Source organism: Fictibacillus sp. B-59209 (genome assembly GCF_036216745.1).
GTDB lineage: Bacteria > Bacillota > Bacilli > Bacillales > Fictibacillaceae > Fictibacillus_C > Fictibacillus_C marinisediminis.
This window is the reverse complement of record NZ_JARMMC010000008.1, coordinates 238180-256004: the sequence shown is the minus strand read 5'-3', so window position 1 is coordinate 256004 and position 17825 is coordinate 238180. Positions and strand designations below refer to the sequence as shown.

General features: G+C 43.6%; 16 protein-coding genes, 1 pseudogene and 1 riboswitch. Of the genes and pseudogenes, 8 read left to right on the top strand and 9 right to left on the bottom strand.

Going from position 1 to position 17825, the window contains the following annotated elements; all coding sequences use genetic code 11:
- Positions 1 to 3: 3 nt before the first annotated feature.
- Positions 4 to 2748, bottom strand: coding sequence for a CHASE3 domain-containing protein (locus P4361_RS06655; RefSeq protein WP_328088692.1), 2745 nt, complete (start codon positions 2746 to 2748; stop codon positions 4 to 6).
- A gap of 169 nt (positions 2749 to 2917) precedes the next feature.
- Positions 2918 to 3110, top strand: a riboswitch (cobalamin riboswitch).
- A gap of 157 nt (positions 3111 to 3267) precedes the next feature.
- Between P4361_RS06655 and metE the strand changes: the two genes are divergently transcribed.
- The 3 genes from metE to P4361_RS06640 all read left to right on the top strand — a co-directional run bounded on the left by metE (position 3268) and on the right by P4361_RS06640 (position 6535).
- The gene (gene metE / locus P4361_RS06650; protein WP_328088691.1) at positions 3268 to 5523 is read left to right on the top strand and encodes a 5-methyltetrahydropteroyltriglutamate--homocysteine S-methyltransferase; all 2256 of its coding nucleotides are present in this window, start codon (positions 3268 to 3270) and stop codon (positions 5521 to 5523) included.
- A 1-nt stretch (position 5524) separates the two neighbouring features.
- Entirely contained in the window at positions 5525 to 6019 is a 495-nt protein-coding gene (locus P4361_RS06645) for an acyl-CoA thioesterase (protein WP_053354998.1), read from the top strand.
- 141 nt (positions 6020 to 6160) lie between these two features.
- Positions 6161 to 6535: a n-acetylglutamate synthase gene (locus tag P4361_RS06640; RefSeq protein WP_328088690.1), complete on the top strand. Its 375-nt coding sequence runs from the start codon at positions 6161 to 6163 to the stop codon at positions 6533 to 6535.
- Positions 6536 to 6638: 103 nt separating this feature from the next.
- Here the strand turns inward: P4361_RS06640 and P4361_RS06635 are convergent, their stop codons facing one another.
- From P4361_RS06635 to P4361_RS06620, 4 genes are all read right to left on the bottom strand, one after another.
- Entirely contained in the window at positions 6639 to 8027 is a 1389-nt protein-coding gene (locus P4361_RS06635) for an L-cystine transporter (protein ID WP_328088689.1), read from the bottom strand.
- 168 nt (positions 8028 to 8195) lie between these two features.
- Positions 8196 to 8636, bottom strand: a complete 441-nt coding sequence (locus tag P4361_RS06630; RefSeq protein ID WP_062239769.1) for a GNAT family N-acetyltransferase — start codon at positions 8634 to 8636, stop codon at positions 8196 to 8198.
- Positions 8623 to 9573, bottom strand: a complete 951-nt coding sequence (locus P4361_RS06625) for a nucleoside hydrolase (protein WP_328088688.1) — start codon at positions 9571 to 9573, stop codon at positions 8623 to 8625. Before P4361_RS06625 ends, P4361_RS06630 begins: the two co-directional genes overlap by 14 nt.
- A 37-nt stretch (positions 9574 to 9610) precedes the next feature.
- Positions 9611 to 9799 carry a hypothetical protein gene (locus P4361_RS06620; protein WP_053355003.1) on the bottom strand — a complete coding sequence of 63 codons (189 nt, stop codon included), beginning with the start codon at positions 9797 to 9799 and terminating at the stop codon, positions 9611 to 9613.
- Positions 9800 to 10019: 220 nt separating this feature from the next.
- Between P4361_RS06620 and P4361_RS06615 the strand changes: the two genes are divergently transcribed.
- The 3 genes from P4361_RS06615 (at position 10020) to P4361_RS06605 (ending at position 12438) form a co-directional block, all read left to right on the top strand.
- Entirely contained in the window at positions 10020 to 10340 is a 321-nt protein-coding gene (locus P4361_RS06615) for a hypothetical protein (protein WP_053355004.1), read from the top strand.
- A 218-nt stretch (positions 10341 to 10558) separates the two neighbouring features.
- Positions 10559 to 10987, top strand: a complete 429-nt coding sequence (locus P4361_RS06610; RefSeq protein ID WP_328088687.1) for a DUF4385 domain-containing protein — start codon at positions 10559 to 10561, stop codon at positions 10985 to 10987.
- Positions 10988 to 11328: 341 nt separating this feature from the next.
- The gene (locus P4361_RS06605; protein WP_256225389.1) at positions 11329 to 12438 is read left to right on the top strand and encodes an AI-2E family transporter; all 1110 of its coding nucleotides are present in this window, start codon (positions 11329 to 11331) and stop codon (positions 12436 to 12438) included.
- 104 nt (positions 12439 to 12542) lie between these two features.
- Here the strand turns inward: P4361_RS06605 and P4361_RS06600 are convergent, their stop codons facing one another.
- Positions 12543 to 12956, bottom strand: a complete 414-nt coding sequence (locus P4361_RS06600) for a VOC family protein (RefSeq protein WP_062239755.1) — start codon at positions 12954 to 12956, stop codon at positions 12543 to 12545.
- Between the two features lie 131 nt (positions 12957 to 13087).
- On the opposite strand from P4361_RS06600, the gene P4361_RS06595 reads away from it, so the two are divergent.
- Complete coding sequence (locus tag P4361_RS06595; protein ID WP_265407976.1) at positions 13088 to 14323, top strand: aminopeptidase; 1236 nt, start codon at positions 13088 to 13090, stop codon at positions 14321 to 14323.
- Between the two features lie 87 nt (positions 14324 to 14410).
- Here P4361_RS06595 and P4361_RS06590 read toward each other — a convergent pair whose 3' ends face one another.
- The 3 genes and pseudogenes from P4361_RS06590 to P4361_RS06580 form a co-directional block, all read right to left on the bottom strand.
- Positions 14411 to 15442 (bottom strand): HAMP domain-containing sensor histidine kinase, encoded by a 1032-nt coding sequence (locus P4361_RS06590; RefSeq protein WP_328088686.1) that lies wholly within the window; start codon positions 15440 to 15442, stop codon positions 14411 to 14413.
- A gap of 23 nt (positions 15443 to 15465) precedes the next feature.
- Positions 15466 to 15975: pseudogene (locus tag P4361_RS06585) on the bottom strand (response regulator transcription factor); the annotation flags it as partial.
- 248 nt (positions 15976 to 16223) lie between these two features.
- Positions 16224 to 16871, bottom strand: coding sequence for a C40 family peptidase (locus P4361_RS06580; protein WP_091006026.1), 648 nt, complete (start codon positions 16869 to 16871; stop codon positions 16224 to 16226).
- A gap of 240 nt (positions 16872 to 17111) precedes the next feature.
- Here P4361_RS06580 and P4361_RS06575 point away from each other — a divergent pair, with 240 nt between their 5' ends.
- Complete coding sequence (locus P4361_RS06575) at positions 17112 to 17645, top strand: hypothetical protein (RefSeq protein WP_328088685.1); 534 nt, start codon at positions 17112 to 17114, stop codon at positions 17643 to 17645.
- Positions 17646 to 17825: the final 180 nt, after the last annotated feature.

The window sequence follows — 17825 nt, the reverse complement described above, 5'->3', positions numbered from 1 at the left end:
TCCTTACTTGTTTGTAATCCATACCCTCATGACCGAAAAGAGCTGTTCAATCTTCAAAGGCTTGCTGATATAATCCGATGCTCCGGCTTCAAGACATTTCTCACGGTCATTCTTCATCGCTTTTGCAGTCAGAGCGATAATAGGGACACCGGAGTTTTCTTCGTTCTCCCGAATCCTTCTCATGGTTTCATATCCATCCATAACCGGCATCATGATATCCATCAGGATCATATCAATGTTCTGCTCCCTTTCCAGCAGTTCCAGACATTCTGTTCCGTTAGAAGCCGTAATAACCTTTATTTTTTCGTTTTCCAGTGCTGTTTTTAAAGCAAAAATATTGCGGTGATCATCATCAACTATCAATACGGTTTTTCCCTTAAAGGAGCTGATATCAGCTGGAGCCTGTTCTGCAGCCGGCCGATCGTTCTTATTAAGTTCCTCAAGTACTTTGTTTTCTTCCTGAACTTCAGGAGAAATGGCAGCAGCAACCTCGCTCACTGCTTCATCCAGCTCTTGAACCGGCGCAAGTCCGTTAGGGAGGCTAGGAATATACAAGGTAAAAGTGCTTCCTTTCCCTTCTTCACTTTCGAGCTCCAGCCGGCCGCCCAGCAGTTTTACAAATTCAAGGGATATGGATAGGCCCAGGCCTGTACCCCCATATTTACGGACAGTTGCTCCATCTCCCTGCTGGAATGCTTCAAAAATTAAATCATGTTTGTTCTTGGATATTCCGATTCCCGTATCTTTAACCGTAATTTTAAGCAAGTGGTCTGCACCGTTCTGAAGGTCAAAAACAGGTTCTTTTTCGATATGCAGAGAAATCTTGCCTTCTTCGGTAAACTTAAAGGCATTGGATAGAAGATTTTTAATAATTTGCTGGAACCTCTTCTCATCCGTATAGAAAATATCTGGTACATCTTTCTCTTTAATGATTTCAAACTCAAGGTTCTTTTGATCGGCGATGGGTCCGAAATTCCGCTCAAACTGCCCAGGAAGCTCACTCATGTTCATCTCGCTGAAATACATTTCAAGTTTACCTGCTTCGACTTTTGAAAGATCCAGAATATCGTTAATCAGGTTAAGCAGGTCTTGGCCTGAGGTGTGAATCACCCTCGCAAACTCCTCATCTTCAGAAGAAAGGCTATTCGAAGAATTCTCAGCAAGCATCTCAGAAAGGATCAGAATACTGTTAAGCGGTGTTCTCAGCTCATGTGACATATTGGCAAGAAATTCAGACTTGTACCTGGAGCTTAATGTCAGCTGCTTGGCTTTTTCTTCAAGCTGTACTTTTGCGTTCTGAAGTTCTGCCGATTTTCCTTCTGCTTCAATGGAACGCTGTTCAAGCTGCTCATTAATCATGCGCAGTTCTTCGGATTGCATCTGCAGTTCTTCGGATTGTGTCTGAAGCTCTTCGGATTGTGCCTGAAGTTCTTCTGTCATCGCCTGAGATTCTTTCAGCAGGCGGACAATTTCCATTCTGCCAATCACACTGTCGATGGTCAGGCCAATAGTTTTTGTTGCGTTTTCGATCAGCTCAATGTGCTGTTCTGTAAATGTGTCAAGTGAAGCAAGTTCCAAAACTGCGATCACTTCCTGCTCATTCAGAACAGGGGCAATCAGCAAGCTCTTAGGACGAACTTCTCCAAGCCCTGTACCAATGACTTGATAATCCGCCGGCAGCCTGTCCACCACAAGGATGCGTTTCTCAGACACACATTGCCCGATAAGGCCTTCCCCCTGTTTAAACGCCTCTCGCCCTGGTTCTCCGATAGGCTCTGAAAACGAACCTTTTTTTACGTATCGGGATTGTTCTCCGCTCCCTTCCCGGATATAGAGAGCACCCATGGAGGCCTGCGTTAAGTGGGCAACACCTGTAACAAATTTCTCTCCCAGCACTTTAATCGTAGATGTTCCCTGATATCTTTCGACTACCTGATTCGTGCTGGACTGCAGCCATTCCCTCTGCTCAACTTTATCAAGCAGTTCATTGGTCGCTTCAGCCAGGTCTTTGATTTCATCTTTCGTTTTTACATGTATGCGCTGGGTAACGTCACCGTTAGATGACATAGCCGTAATGGAACTTACAACAGCCTTAATGGTATTAATGATCGAGCCTGAAACAAAAGACGCAATAAGTGATGAAACAGCCACAACAATAACCAATAAAGAAAAGAGCCCTGTTTTCAGGAATTTGTTCTGCTCGTCAAGCCTGTCCGCCCGTTCTTTCGTCAAGCCTTTTTCAGTGGTTCTGAACGTGTCAAACTGGCTGCGGATCTGTTCTACACTTTGGCTGCCTACATCTTTTTTAATAAGAGAGAGAACTTCTCCATCCTTGTTTTCCTTCTTCAGCTGAATGGACGGATTTCCTGTTTTCTGGAGCCAATTGTGAATGGATTTATTAATTTCCTCGAGCCTATTTTGCTGTGCTGGATTATCGGCAATCAGCCCATAGAGCTTTTTATAATCGTTTTCCAAACTGTTCACTGCCAGGTTAAAGGGTTTAAGATAGCTCTCATCCCCGGTAATAATAAAACCGCGCTGCCCGTTTTCCATATCGAGAACCTGCTTTTCAATCTCGTTTGTCAGCGAATGAATTTCTATGTCATGATTAATAATAAAATTCCGCTCTTTTTGCATAGAGGCAATCTGATTATTTACTACTACTATTGATACGATCAGACAAAGAATAATCACTAGATATCCGGCAAAAATTTTTGCGCGGATTCCAAATCTGTTTCTCCCTATCATTCTATCATCCTGCCTTTATTATTTTCATAGTTATCCACCTTTATTATAAACAACATTTACCTATATAGATAGCTGGAAGTAAAGTATTTCCACATCTTCTCTCTGCTTTTGATGCGTTGACTTCCTATTTTAGATATGATAGGCTTGTCTAAATTTTCAAAATCAAATTACATAATAGTGGAGACAAGGTTCCATTGCACAAATGCAAAGGATGAAAAGGGAAGCCCGGTGAAAATCCGGCACGGTCCCGCCACTGTAAAAGGAAACGAGCTCATAATGCCCACTGGCCGGCAGGCTGGGAAGGGATGCAGCTCGGTATATAACCCTTGAGTCAGGAGACCTGCCTTGTTTCAACAACACTGTTTTAACCTACGGGAGATAGGGAGGTGTTAGATTCTTGCATACAATGGGGTTTACTCTACCCTTTTTTAGGCATTTCTAACGTTCTGTAACTGGCGTTGGGAATGCTTTTTTGTTTTTATTGCATATTTAGTATCTAAAAGAATGGAGAGATAACACATGAAAACGAGCAACTTGGGATATCCCCGTATCGGCAGCAATCGGGAGTGGAAAAGAGCACTGGAAGCATTTTGGAAAGGAGAACTGACGGAAGCCAGTTTTCTGCAGCAGATGGAACAGATCAGGCTTGCAAATCTGCAAAAGCAAAAAGACATGGGCATAGATATTATTCCAGTCAATGATTTTACACTTTATGATCACATGCTCGATATGTCAGTGATGTTCGGGCTGGTGCCAAAAAGATTTGAAGCAGTGGAAAATCCTCTCTCCCTTTACTTTGGCATGGCAAGAGGAAAACAAGAAGCCGTCGCGTGTGAAATGACCAAATGGTTTAACACAAACTACCATTATATCGTGCCGGAATGGGAAGACCGTGCGCCGAGGTTAGTGGAAAACAGGCCTCTTACCGCTTACAAGGAAGCAAAGGAGAAGCTTGGGATTGAAGGAAAACCGGTTATTGTCGGGCCTGTTACTTTTATAAAATGTGCAAAAGGATACCTTCCCGAACAGGAAGACACGCTGCTTTCCCAACTTGTCCCGTTATACTGCCGAATTCTTCAGGAACTGGAACAGGCGGGCGCCCAATGGATTCAAATCGACGAGCCCATTCTCGTTACTTCCCTATCCGAAGAAGAACTATCAGCATCCAAGAAAATCTATGAACAGTTCCATAAAACCGCTTCCGGTCTTAATATTATGCTGCAGACGTACTTTGAGAGCGCAGAGCATTACAAAGAAATCATTCAGTTTCCTGTCCAGGGGATCGGACTGGATTTTGTCCATGGCGAAAAAACACTGGATGAGATGCGTCTGCATGGGTTCCCAGAGGATAAAGTGCTGGGTGCAGGCATACTTGACGGCAGAAATATATGGCGTGCTAATTTGAGCCAAAAGCAAGAGCTTATACTCCAGCTTGAAGAACTGGCTGCATCCGAACGAATATGGATCCAGCCTTCCTGCAGCTTGCTTCATGTCCCTGTTTCAGCCAAACACGAGCATTCCCTTCCGCAAGAACTATACAACAGTCTTGCCTTTGCTGACGAAAAACTGGAAGAACTGCGATTGCTGTCATCACCTTCGCAACAAGAAGCAATAAAGAAGTATGATGATGCTCTTTACTTGCTGAACAGCTCTCCGGCAAGAAACCGGACGGAGGTTTTATGGGAGGTTGAAAAAGCTCAAGGCAAAGACCTTAAGCGGAATCAGCCGTACATGAACAGAAAACAAAAACAGCAGGAAGTTTGGAACCTCCCTCTCCTCCCTACGACAACCATTGGAAGCTTTCCGCAGACCGCGGAAGTAAAGCAGGCCCGGGGGAAACATAAGCGAGGGGAATGGACGAAAGCACAGTATGATCAATTTGTTAAAAGCCAAATTGAAAAGTGGATTAAAATCCAGGAAGATATTGGCTTAGATGTTCTTGTTCATGGGGAGTTTGAACGAACAGACATGGTGGAATTTTTCGGACAAAAACTTAACGGGTTTGCCTTCTTAGAGAATGGATGGGTTCAGTCCTATGGATCTCGCTGCGTTAAACCGCCTGTCATCTACGGTGATGTCGATTTCAGTGAACCAATGACCGTAAACGAAAGTGTGTATGCACAGTCTCTGACCGATAAACCGGTAAAAGGAATGCTGACCGGGCCGGTGACCATCTTAAACTGGTCCTTTGTCCGGGATGATATTTCAAGAGAGAATGTCTGTTATCAAATAGCAAATGCCCTGCAAAAAGAAGTGCTTGCACTGGAATCTGCCGGCATTACCATGATCCAAGTAGATGAACCGGCATTAAGAGAGGGCCTGCCGCTGAAGAAAAGCAAGTGGCAGCATTATATTGACTGGTCTGTTAACTGCTTTTTGCTGACCACCTGCACTGTAAAGGAAACCACGCAGATCCACACCCATATGTGCTATTGCGATTTTAACGAGTTTCTTGGCGTCATCAGCAAGCTGGATGCCGATGTGATTTCTCTTGAAACATCCAGAAGCCATGGTGAGCTGGTCTCTGCCTTTACTTGGCAGTCATACGAAAAAGGAATCGGCCTTGGGGTTTATGATATTCACAGCCCTCGAATACCTGAAATTGAAGAGATGAGGGTGATGATTGAAAAAACTCTCGAAGTATTGCACGAAGACCAGGTGTGGGTAAATCCTGATTGCGGACTGAAAACAAGAAACATATCAGAAACCATTCAATCTCTCAAAAATATGACAGCTGCTGCGGCTCTGGTCAGAAAAAAAGAGGCAGTCTCGTAACATGGCTTCTCAAATACCTGCCTCCTTTCCTTCTGAAGCAAAGACCGTCCAGCAATCGAAAACCTGCTTAACAGATTTAGTTTTCCCGCCGGATACGAATCACCACCATACTGTCTTCGGCGGGAAGGTCATGGCTTATGTAGACAAGATCGCCTGCATAACTGCCATGCGGCATTGCCGTAAACCGGTCGTGACTGTTTCGAGTGATTCCTTTGAATTTCTTGGCCCGATCAAAACCGGTGAAGCTATTAATCTTGAAGCTTATGTCACATGCGCCCACCGGACATCCATGGAAATTTTCGTTAAAGTAGAATCTGAAAACCTTCTAACAGGCGAAAAACGGCTTACGTCAAGGGCCCTGTTTACCATGCTTGCCGTAGATGCGGAGGGCAGGCCGTCACCGGTCCCTCCCCTCGTGCCAGTGAACCAAGAAGAAATTCATCGCTATCAGCAAGCAAAGGAACGGTACGAAAAGCGCAAAAAGAAAAAAGCTTGATGAATGACAAAAAGACAGGCCCTTTTTCTCAAAATCTGGGCCTGTTTTTACTTTTGAATAAGAAAAACAGAATTTTCTGTTTTCAAATACATATTCTTTTGTTATCATTGTCTTTAAAACTTTAAAGGGAGGACGCGTTAAATGGTTAACTATAATGGTCGGCGTTTTGTATCCGTGAAAAGTTCAGAGAATGGAGAAACATCTTCGAAAACCTATTTTACGTATAAACAAGAGGATGACATTTTAAGCGCAACGTATTCAGGAGGAGATGTTCTCAAGGGAAACATGATCGGCATCGTAAAAGAAGACGGCAGCATCGAATTTACCTATAGCCATATTAATCGAAAGCATGAAATCAAAAGCGGCAAATGTTTTTCCACTCCAAAAACTCTTCCGGACGGGAGAATTCAGCTATTTGAAAGATGGAATGGATTTGGGATGGAAGAAGCTGAAGAAGAATCAATTGTAGAAGAAGTTTCTGACCTGGTGTTTACTCCGCAGATTATTTTTAATTAGATTGTGAATAGTCATTGAAGAACAGCCGGGATGATTGAGCTTATCCCCGGCTGTTCTTATTTTCTATTGAGATAGGCAATTAATTGACAAAATTAATAAAGGTTTATGCTTCTGCTTTTAGTTCATTGACCGGTGCGTTGTAGACTTCAGTATCCAATTCTTTTCTCGCCTTGCTCGTCAGAATACCGGCAGTCATGGCCCCGCTAACATTCAAAGCGGTTCTTCCCATATCAATCAGAGGTTCAACAGAAATGAGCAAACCAGCCAATGCGACAGGAAGGTTCATAGAGGAAAGAACCAGAAGTGCAGCAAATGTTGCGCCGCCCCCAACGCCTGCAATCCCGAAGGAACTGATTACGACGATAACAATCAGGCTGAGTATGAAAGACGGAGTAAGCGGATCAATTCCTGCAGACGGTGCGATCATAACAGCAAGCATGGCCGGATAAACTCCAGCGCACCCGTTCTGCCCGATGGTAAGTCCGAAGGAGCCTGCAAAGTTGGCGATTCCTTCAGGTACTCCAAGGCTCTTTTGTGTACTGATGTTAAGTGGAAGCGCACCTGCGCTCGTTCTGGAAGTAAAGGCAAAGGACAGAACCGGAATCGCTTTGCGAATATACGTGACAGGACTTAACCCAGAGAATGTAATAAACAGCAGGTGAATGATAAACATGAGCGCCAATGCGACATAGGAGGCGATCACAAATTTCCCAAGTTTTGCGATGGCGTCCAGATCACTAAGAGCTACCGTTTTGGTCATCAGTGCGAGGACTCCATATGGTGTTAACCGGAGAATCAATGTAACAACCCGCATGACAATAGCATGAACCGCTTCCACAATACTGGCGAACAGTGCAGCTTGATCTGCTTGTTTCCGTTTGACTCCCAGGTAGGCTATTCCTACAAAAGCGGCAAAAATGACAATTGCAATCGTTGAAGTCGGACGTGCTCCTGTAAAATCAAGAAACGGATTTCCAGGAAAGAGGTCAAGAACCTGCTGAGGCAGTGTCTTGTCTTTAATCTGGTCAAACGTGGTCTGAAGCTCTGTTGCACGTGCGAGCTCTGGAGCGCCTTTCGTGATCTGGACCGCTTCGAGATGGAAGGATAGTGCAGCTGCAATTCCGATCGCAGCGGCGATGGCTGTTGTTCCGAGCAATATTCCGATAACCGAACCACTGATTTTGCCGACGTTGTTACTGAGTTTTAATTTTGTAAAAGCAGACAAAATAGAAACGAAAACAAGCGGCATTACCGCCATCTGAAGGAATTTTACATATCCTCCTCCCATGATGGAGTACCAGTCGGCCGAGTTGGACAGCACCTTGGAAGCAGGCTCATAAACAAACTGAAGAATGAGTCCAAACACAATTCCTGCAGCTAAAGCCGCAAAGACACGTTTTGAAAAGGATACTTTCTTACGCTGAAGGTAATACAAACCGCCAGCAAGCAGCAATAACACAACAATGTTCACGATGGTTAAAAAGACATTCACTGTTCTTCCCTCCTTTTAGTTTCCCGCTGCTCTCTCATGAACATAAAAAGGCTCACTTCTTTTGAATAAAAGAGTGAGCCTTCAGCATTTCTGATCAGCAGAGGTATAGTGATGTATTCACTTGATACACTATATTCTGGCTTTTTTTATCGTATTCTTAATATTCTATTACGTTAACGTTTTATACATCACGATATGCGGTCCGATCGGCGGCAGATCAAACACCTCACCGTGTTCACGAAGACCAAGCTTTTTATAATAACCCGCCACTCCAACTCTTGCATTACACCACCAGGAATCAGTATGCTGCTTCTTCAGCATGTCTTCGGCACTTATTAGAAGTCTGCTTCCCGCCTTTTCTTTCCTGTATTCTTCAAGGGTCGCCATTCCGCGCAGACGGTACTGCACGTTTCCTTCAATATCAGGATGATTCTCTTGATAAAAGGAAGCGATAGAAATGAGTTTATCACCCTTATAGGCTCCAAGATGAAACGTTCCATGATCATGATCGCCAGGAAACTGGCAATCTTCCAGCGTTTGATTGGGCCGAAGCACTTTGTGTCTAATCTCGTAGGTTTGTTCAGCGGGAATCACTTTAATGTCCAGCATGAAGGTTCCCCTTTCTACTGGCAGGAAGAATTCGATTGAGAAAATGTGTCCTGAAACGTTCTGCATCAACTTCAATGCCGACAGAGATTCCCTGATCTGTTTCCACACCCCTGCTCTGGCCAAGCTTTTCCTGTTCTGTCGATACTCGGACATTCATCGGTTTTGTACTGATAAACGTGGGATCAACTGCAACTCCGACGGCTAATGGATCATGAAGAGCACAGCCGCCGAGACCTGGATTCTTTCTTTCATAAAAATCCATATAGAAACTGCACATATCCGCAAATATTTCAGCAGTCTTTAATCCGCAGCCTCTCCATTCCGCCAATGTTTCTCTCAGCAGCAGGGTCTTCATCGTCACATCCAGACCGACCAAAGTAATAGGCAGCCCTGAGTTAAGTACAAAATCCGCCCCCTCAGCATCCGCATAAAAATTGGCTTCTGCAGCAGGTGTAACATTTCCCGGGACAGTGACTGCGCCGCCCATAATCACGACTTCATTCACCAATCCTGTAATGGAAGGATCTTTTTCAACAGCGAGAGCCAGATTGGTCTGTGTACCAACCGTGATAAGAGTGATCTCATTTGGATGTTTTTTCACCATAGAGATGATAAAATCACTGGCATGCTGTCCTGGTGAGAAGGGTTCGGGCAGCGGCAGCTGAATGTTTCCCAAACCATCTTCTCCATGGACTTCATAAGCTCTATGGCGAGTGCTTTCTCTGCGAAACGGCCGTTCTGCGCCTTGAAAAACTGGAATATCTGCTCTCTCTAATAATTGAAGAACCTGAAGCGTATTTCTTGTCGCTTCTTCTGCTGATACATTTCCAAAACCTGTTGTAATGCCGAGTACGTTTAATTCCGGAGAATGGATCGCATAAGCGATCGCCAAAGCATCATCAATCCCCGTATCCATATCAAGAATGACAGATTTCATGGCTGTTCCCTCTCTTCATTTTCAGTTTCTCTTACATTTAACGGTTTCCGATATAAATGCCTAAACCGATGATACAGACGAGAATCAAAACAACATAAATTGCAGTAAGCCTGCTCAGATTATTTTTCGTTGAGGACCCGTATTTTTCATCCTTTTGGAGACCAATGGCAACGGTAAGCCCTGTTACGATCAAACCAGCAATTATAGCAGTCACGATATATCCCATACTCATCCCTCTTTCTATCAACTATACGTAACTAATGGTAATTCAAGGAACGGAAATTGCCAAGTAACCGGAGGCATTATTCACAAATTAGTTGAATAAAAACACAGTGGCCAAACCCGAAAATGTAAAAAATAGTAAAAAATTCTTATGCAATTTTTCCTGTTCTCCTTTAGGATACAGATGGATGTGAAAATTATAGAGACTATTGGGGGCCGTTTATATGGTGCATGAAACACTTCCTGACTGGGTCTGGCTGCTATTTTACTCTTTTATAGCGCTGACTTTATTGGCAACCATCACAAATCTGTTCAAAAAAGTACATATAAAAGCTTCCATTATTAATCTTACATTTGTCATCGCAACACCTGTAATCAGTTTTACTTTTGCTTTAGGACGTCCTGAAGGCAACACGGAATGGGATCATTTGATTACTGGTATGCTGAGCGGTTCCCCATGGGCCATCATCATTCTGCTAGGCTGCTCTTTTATGCTCTATTGGTGGTTTAGATTTTCATTCCTCTTCGTCAGCCTTAATTCATAAAAAAGCAGGTTGGCTCGCTTGCCCTCCTGCTTTTTACTGTTTAATAGAAAGGTAAAATTACCGGGTACGGACTACGCTGAACGGCACCAGATTTCTGTGGCTTCAAGCATCTGGGTACTGGACTTCGGGATTATGGTTCATGCTATGATAGCCATAGATTCTCGTTTTAAGACTCCCTATAAAAGGGAACAATGGTGGTAATAAGGAGGCGGTGCGAGATGGCATTAAATGACTTAGACTTCAAAACAATAAATTTTCGCAAGCATCCAGAAAAATACCGTGTCGGCCGTGGTGAACAGGGAGTCCTTTTAGCAGAACCCTATAAAAGTGAGATTCTGCCTCATTGGCGGTTTAAAACTCCAGAAATTGCATTGAAATCCTCTCAAAAGATTTACGGACTCTTTTTGAACTACAAAGAGAAAGACGATCTTGTCGGAATGGATATGGCAAGAAAGTTTCTGCAGATGGGCTATACACGTGCCCGAAGATATGCCAACTACAAAGGAGGAAATAATTACGGTGAAGACGGCAAAGTCAACGAACGGCAAATCGATGACACAAAAGCAGAGTCTGCTGCTATTTTTATGAAAAGCTCTTTTCTAAAAGATTGTTGCTTTGGGAACATTTTTGTTAAGAGCCTTCATTGACAAGTTGATTGGAGTGTAAGGTGCGAGACTCCTCGAAAATGAATTTCACATTTTCTTCGTGCGATATAACGCTGCCGAAGCCTTCCTTGTCCTGCGGGAGCAGCGGGACAGGTGAGACCCACAGGCGCATGCGCCGAGAAAGTAGGCGCTGGCGCCGGTAAGGCTCACCGCACGCCCCGCGGAAAGCGAGCATCCTGAAACGGAAATCAACCACCCCTAAGAGCAACAAAGGTTACGAAAACAGCCTTATGAAAAGATGGAAACAGGCAAGAGAAGTGGTTAAATGATAAAATAATACACATAGCTTTCATACTGCAAACAATCGAAATTGAGGTGATGTTATGCCAAACACAAAAGCTTTTCGGATAGGCTACGCAATTATCATTTTATTGGTCATTGTTTTACTCTCATCCAAGGTGGAATTTATCTTCCGTCCGGTGGAAATTATTTTTACGACCTTATTCTTCCCATTCTTGATCGGCGGGGTTATTTTTTATTTATTAAGACCGATCGTCTATTACTTAGATCGCCACAAGGTACCGAAAGTGCTTTCCATCCTGATCATCTATCTGCTGTTCATCGGGCTCGGGACTTTGCTTGTTTTCCTATTAGGCCCGCAGCTGCAGAGCCAATTTAAAAGCCTGATTAACAATGCTCCGCAGATCGTAGACTCGCTTAACGATAAAGTGAACAGCCTGAAGCAGAATGAATGGTTTTCACGTTTTCAGCAAAATGATTACATTACGATCGACAGCCTTACCTCCAAGGCAAGCGATTACGCCAAAGGCTTTGCCGGCAACATCGGCACCAAGATCTCCAGCCTGATCGGCATCATTACGAGCGTTGCTACAGTTATCGTTACGGTTCCGTTTATCGTGTTTTATTTGCTGAAGGATAGTGAAGGACTTGGCAACAGAGTAGAGAACTTCCTTCCCTATTTAAAAGCAGCAGAAGCGAAACGAATCTTAAAAGATATGGATGAGGCACTGAGCTCTTATATTCAGGGACAAGCAACCGCAGCCTTTTTAGTAGGTGTAATGATGTACATCGGCTACAGCATTATCGGCCTTGATTATTCTTTAATTCTTGCCATAGTCGCTATGATTACCAATATCATTCCGTTTCTTGGTGCGTTTATCGCCTTTATACCGGCTTTTATCATTGGTTTGATCATGTCGCCGCTCATGGCCTTAAAGGTAGCCATCGTGGTCATTGTGGTGCAGCAGATCGATGGAAACGTAACTTCTCCACTGATCATGGGAAGAAAACTGGATGTCCATCCGCTAACTGTCATCCTTATCCTGCTAGTTGCCGGTAACATGGGCGGTTTTCTCGGCATGATACTGGCCGTTCCATTTTATGCCCTTCTTAAGGTTATCGTCAGCCATACGTACCGCTTATATCAATTGAATAAAGAAAAAGACCGTAATGGTATTCAGATCGTTGATTAATTTAAAACAGTAAGCCGGTGTCCCGGCTTACTGTTTTTTTTGTGTACAAACCGTTTTCCTTCTGTTCACATAAACTATGACAAGCTATACCCTTTCAAAAGAAATTAATCATTGCTTCTAATATAATCACACAACTCAATAATCGTACCCTGCGTGTGAACCGGATTAATATAAATTAACCTTCTTCCATATGGATTGATCCGATAGGTATCTTTTAAAAATGTGATTCCTCGACCCTCATACTCTCGTATCGTTTCTTCAAGGTTGTCCACTTCATATGCCAGATGGTGGACACCTTTTCCTTTTTGGCGGATGAACCGTTCGATCGGAGATGTTTTACTCGTAGGTTCTAAAAGTTCTATGACTTGATTGTCCATTTCGATAACGGCGATATGTGTTTCAACCCCTGGTTTCTCGCTCGTATACTGATGAACCAGTTTGCCTCCCAGGTTGGTTGTGTAAAAATCAATCGCTTCATTTATTCTTCGTACCGCTATACCGGTATGATCCAATTTCATGAATAACACTCCCTTCTAGTGAACTAGTATACCCAAGAAGGATGATCCATTACAAAATCTCTCCCCCTAAATTGTTCATAATAGCACCTTGTTCCTTACCTGTAGTAGAATCAAAGTATAGGAGGGATACAATGAAAACGTTTGAGGAAAAGTTGGACCAGTACGCAGAACTTGTTGTAAAAGTGGGCCTTAATGTCCAGGACGGCCAGCGTTTACTGATCAATTCACCCATTGAAGCTGCAGAATTTACGCGCAAGGTAACAGAACATGCTTATAAGAACGGCTGCAAGCGCGTCTTTGTAGAATGGTCAGATACAGAAACAAGCCGTATTCACTTAAACAACGCTTCTGAAGAGGTATTGAAAGATAATATTCCGCAGTGGCAAGTTGACATGCAAGAAAGTTTAATGGAAAACAATGACTGTATGCTCATGGTGACTGGGAATGATCCCAATGCCTTTCAAGGAGTTCCATCCGAGCGCTTATTGCTTGTGCAAAAGAACGCAGGTGAACGACTTGAAAAATTCACGAAAGCAAGACTTGCAGGTGATGTTCCTTGGCTAATCGCTGGAGCTCCGACTGCCGGTTGGGCAAAGAGTGTTTTCCCTGAAAAAAATGAAAACGATGCCATTAAGGCCCTTTGGGAAGCGATTTTCCAAACGGTTCGTGTCGATCAGCCAGATCCAGTAGCAGCATGGAGAGAGCATGGAGAAACGCTGCTAAATAAAGTGAATTATTTGAATGAGCAGAAATTTAAAACGCTGCACTATAAGTCAGAAGGTACTGATCTTAGCATTGACCTTCATCCTGAACATGAATGGATCGGCGGCGGCCATCACTCCACATTCAACACGTTTTACATACCGAATATGCCGACAGAAGAAGTATTTACTGCCCCGCTTAAAGAGGGAGTAAATGGAACGGTATCAAGCAAGAAGCCATTATCGGCAATGGGGAACATTATCGAGAACTTCAGCTTAACCTTTGAAAATGGAAAAGTGGTAGATGTTAAGGCGGAAAAAGGCGAGGATACGCTAAAGCAGCTCCTTAACATCGATGAAGGAATGAAATATCTTGGTGAAGTCGCTCTTGTTCCGTATGACTCTCCAATCTCTAACTCAGGGATCGTGTTCAACAACACTTTATTTGATGAAAATGCTTCCTGTCACCTTGCATTAGGCAATGCTATCAGTATGAACATACCCGGGGCAGAGCAGCTAAGAAAAGAAGAGCTTGAAGCAAAAGGAGTCAATCAAAGCCATGGCCACACCGACTTTATGATTGGTTCTGCAGACCTTGAAATTGAAGCTGAATATCAAGATGGAAAACGTATCCCATTGTTCACCAAAGGTAACTGGGCTATCTAGAGTAGTAAAGCGTAAGCGCCCTGGCTTAAGTCCAACAAGCGCTGGTGCTGGACAAAACAAAAAACGAAGGGCAGCTGCCCTTCGTTTTTATTTTGGAAACGTGATGATAAACGCTGTACCGTTTCCTAACTCGCTCTCCACCTTCACCTTTCCGTTATGCTTTTCGATGATCCATTGTGCGATGGATAAACCCAAGCCAAGCCCTTCAGCATCCGTTCTTGCCTTATCACTTTGATAGAACCGGTCAAATATCCGTTCCCTTTCACTTTCTGCTATTCCGGGTCCGTTATCCTTCACCATCAGTTCGATCGAAGAAGCAGCTTCTTTTGCAGATAACAGGATTTGATCACCCTCTCCCGTATGCTTCATGGCGTTATCCAGTAATATAACGAGCAGCTGATGGATACGTTCCCTATTTGCAGAAAAGGTGATCGGCAGCGATGCGTTAAGTGATATATTTTTGCCTTGGTAAGAGGCGATTTCTCCGTAATGATCTGCAATCTCCTGCAATAATTGATCAAGCTGAAACGACTGCTTTTTTAATTCGACCTGATTGGAGTCTGACCTGGCCAGCAATAAAAGCTGGCTGACCAGTTTTGACAGACGCCTGCTCTCTTTTGAAATGGCCGAGATATCCATGCTTTTGTCCTCAATCGTAGCAGATGGAGACCGAAATAAGAGATCGGTCTTCGCCTGAATGACGGACAGCGGGGTTCTCAATTCATGAGAAGCATCCGATACAAGTTTCTGCTGTTTGTCCCAGGCCTTTTTTATAGGGATTAACGCACGGCCTGCAAGAAAGTATCCGCCCCCAATGGCACAAACAGCTCCGAACAGGCAGCCAGCAATAATGACTAGCAGCAGCTTATGAAGCAGCTCTTCCTCCGTCTTCACGTTTCTGATCGCCTGCACCGTCACCGTTCCCACAATAGGAAGCTTTTCTTTTACCGACTTGGTCCTGTATGTCGCTTCATCCGTATGAATGAATTCCAGCTTGTTCATTTTCTTCTGACGGTAACGATCTTCATTATCGAAAACAAAGAATGGCGGACGCGGCGTGTCAAGGAGCTCATGGTTCTTATCCCAGATCAGGATAGTTACCCTGGAATCCCTCGCCATAAAATCCCTGTCTTCAGGGTTGTTAAGATCGTCCCGCTGTTCTGTATCATGTATTCCAGCAGTTCATACTGCTTAATGGTCAGCTTAATGGGATGGCCATCAACAATAATGTCATGCTCCGGCCCTAGTAATTCAATTCCCCGATAACGAAGGGTCTGATTTAACGTCAAGCTCCCGCTCCTCCGCAAAAGGGCGCGAAGCCTTGCTTTCAGCTCCGACGACTCAAAGGGCTTTACCAAATAATCATCTCCGCCAAAATCTAAACCCTTTACCCGGTCCTCCAACGAATCCCTGGCTGTTAAAAATAAAACTGGGGTGTTAATATTCTCTTTCCTCATGCGCCGGATAATCTGAAACCCATCCATCTCAGGCAGCATGACATCAAGCACGATGGCGTCATAGATGTTCTGCATGGCTTCATACAGTCCATCTTCGCCATCCGCCGCCTGGTCTACCTTAAATTCATCAGACAGTATTTCAACAATAGAATCCAGCAATGCCAGGTTATCTTCAACGACTAAAATACGGAGCACGCTTCTCCCTCATTTCAATGTCAATACTTCAGAATTCGTTTTTATTCGATATCTTAGTGCAATATTCTATTATTTTAAAGGATGCTTTAGCTATTTGCACATATTTTCCAAGTTGTTTTTTAAAATCCGAATACAATATTGCCAAGCATACCAGGCATTCCTTAACATTTCCTTAAGCGGATAAAAAAAATGGTGCCAGGCACCACGATTACACACTTGTGTAATTGCGGTGCCTGGCACCGGTAAAACTATCTATAGCGCTTTGCACCTTCATATTTAGGGGCCCAGTAAGAGCTGTCCAACTCAGAAGTGGTTACTCCTTTAGAAGAAGAAGCATGCATGAATTTCCCATCGCCTACATACACTCCGGCGTGAGAAAGATTGCCGTTCCCTTCGATATCAAAGAAAACAATATCTCCAACATGCGGAGAATCTACAGAGGTTCCTTCTTCATGAATATCTTTCACGACGCGCGGAAGATCGATGTTCGCCGCTTTATCGAAGATGTAGTTTAAATAACCGCTGCAATCAAATCCATCCGGTGTTTCTCCGCCCCACTCATAAGGAGTTCCGCGGTATTCTTCTGCTTGGTCCACAATCGCCTGCTTGCTGAATACACCGAGAGCTTTATAGACAGAATCTCCTGCGACTCCATCAACATTCATTCCTTTTTCTTTCTGCAATTTCTTTACTGCTGACTCTGTGTATGGTCCAAAGTAGTTAGTTGTTTCATGGTATGTAAAATAACCTTTCTTTTTCAACAATGCCTGGAGGTCCTGAACGTCTGAATCATGGGTTTCTGGCTTAAGCGTGTTGTCTCCAAGTGCTGCATGGCCTGCTACTGGATTGACGGCAAGAACACCTGCTACAATAATTCCCGAAACTAATTTTTTCAAAATAACATCCTCCTGTTTAATGAATTCCTAGCCAATTCTAACAACCCATTATGACATGAGGATGAAAATTAGATTACAATGAGATAACAATTAGTATCCAACTAACAAATATACCCTAATTTAATATATTGAAAACATATTAAGTGATTTTTTGGAATAAAAGTGTGCAGTCTTTAATACCAGAATGATATACTCCAAATAAATACATTTAGTGGAAAGTGAAATGAAGGAGGTGCTTGAATGCACATTCAACAAATGGCTGTTCCTTTGATGCTCATGGCATTTATCATTTATCGCAGAACGAAAAGGACCATCGGTTTTCAGCCCTATAAGCCAGGAAGGCTGGTTTTCAGGATGCTCATTTTTGCTGTCATCATGTTGGCTTTTCTGGCAAACGCGGCCATGCATCCGACTACTCTCCTTTACGCGGTGCCTGGCACCCTGATCGGAGTTGTCCTTGTCGTATTTGCAGCCAAACACAGTACATATCAATGGCGGGAATCCCAGCTGTTTTACCGGACACACAAGTGGATCGAGGCTGCGGTCCTGATTCTCTTTTTGGGGCGTTTCTTTTACCGTTTCCTGCTTCTCGCCTCTTCATCTGGTACACAATCATTGCAAAACACGCAATATGGCCAGCATTTTACAAGAGATCCGCTGACTGCTTTTGTTTTCTTTATTCTGGGAGCCTATTACATTGGATTTAACGCGTATATTTTAAGAAAAGGGAAAGCCTTGAAAAAAGAAGAGTCCCCCGTCCAACCTACTTTATAATTCACACAAACAAACCAGCCGACTACTCTTCTTCAGCTGGTTTTCGACGTTTTGAGGCCAATATAAATGCGGGGTGATAGGTTCATGAAAAAGAAAAGACTGCTGGCCGTCTTTTTTCTTCTGGTTCTGTGATACTGAATAAAGAAACGATTTCTGCATTTAAGGACAGACAGATCATCG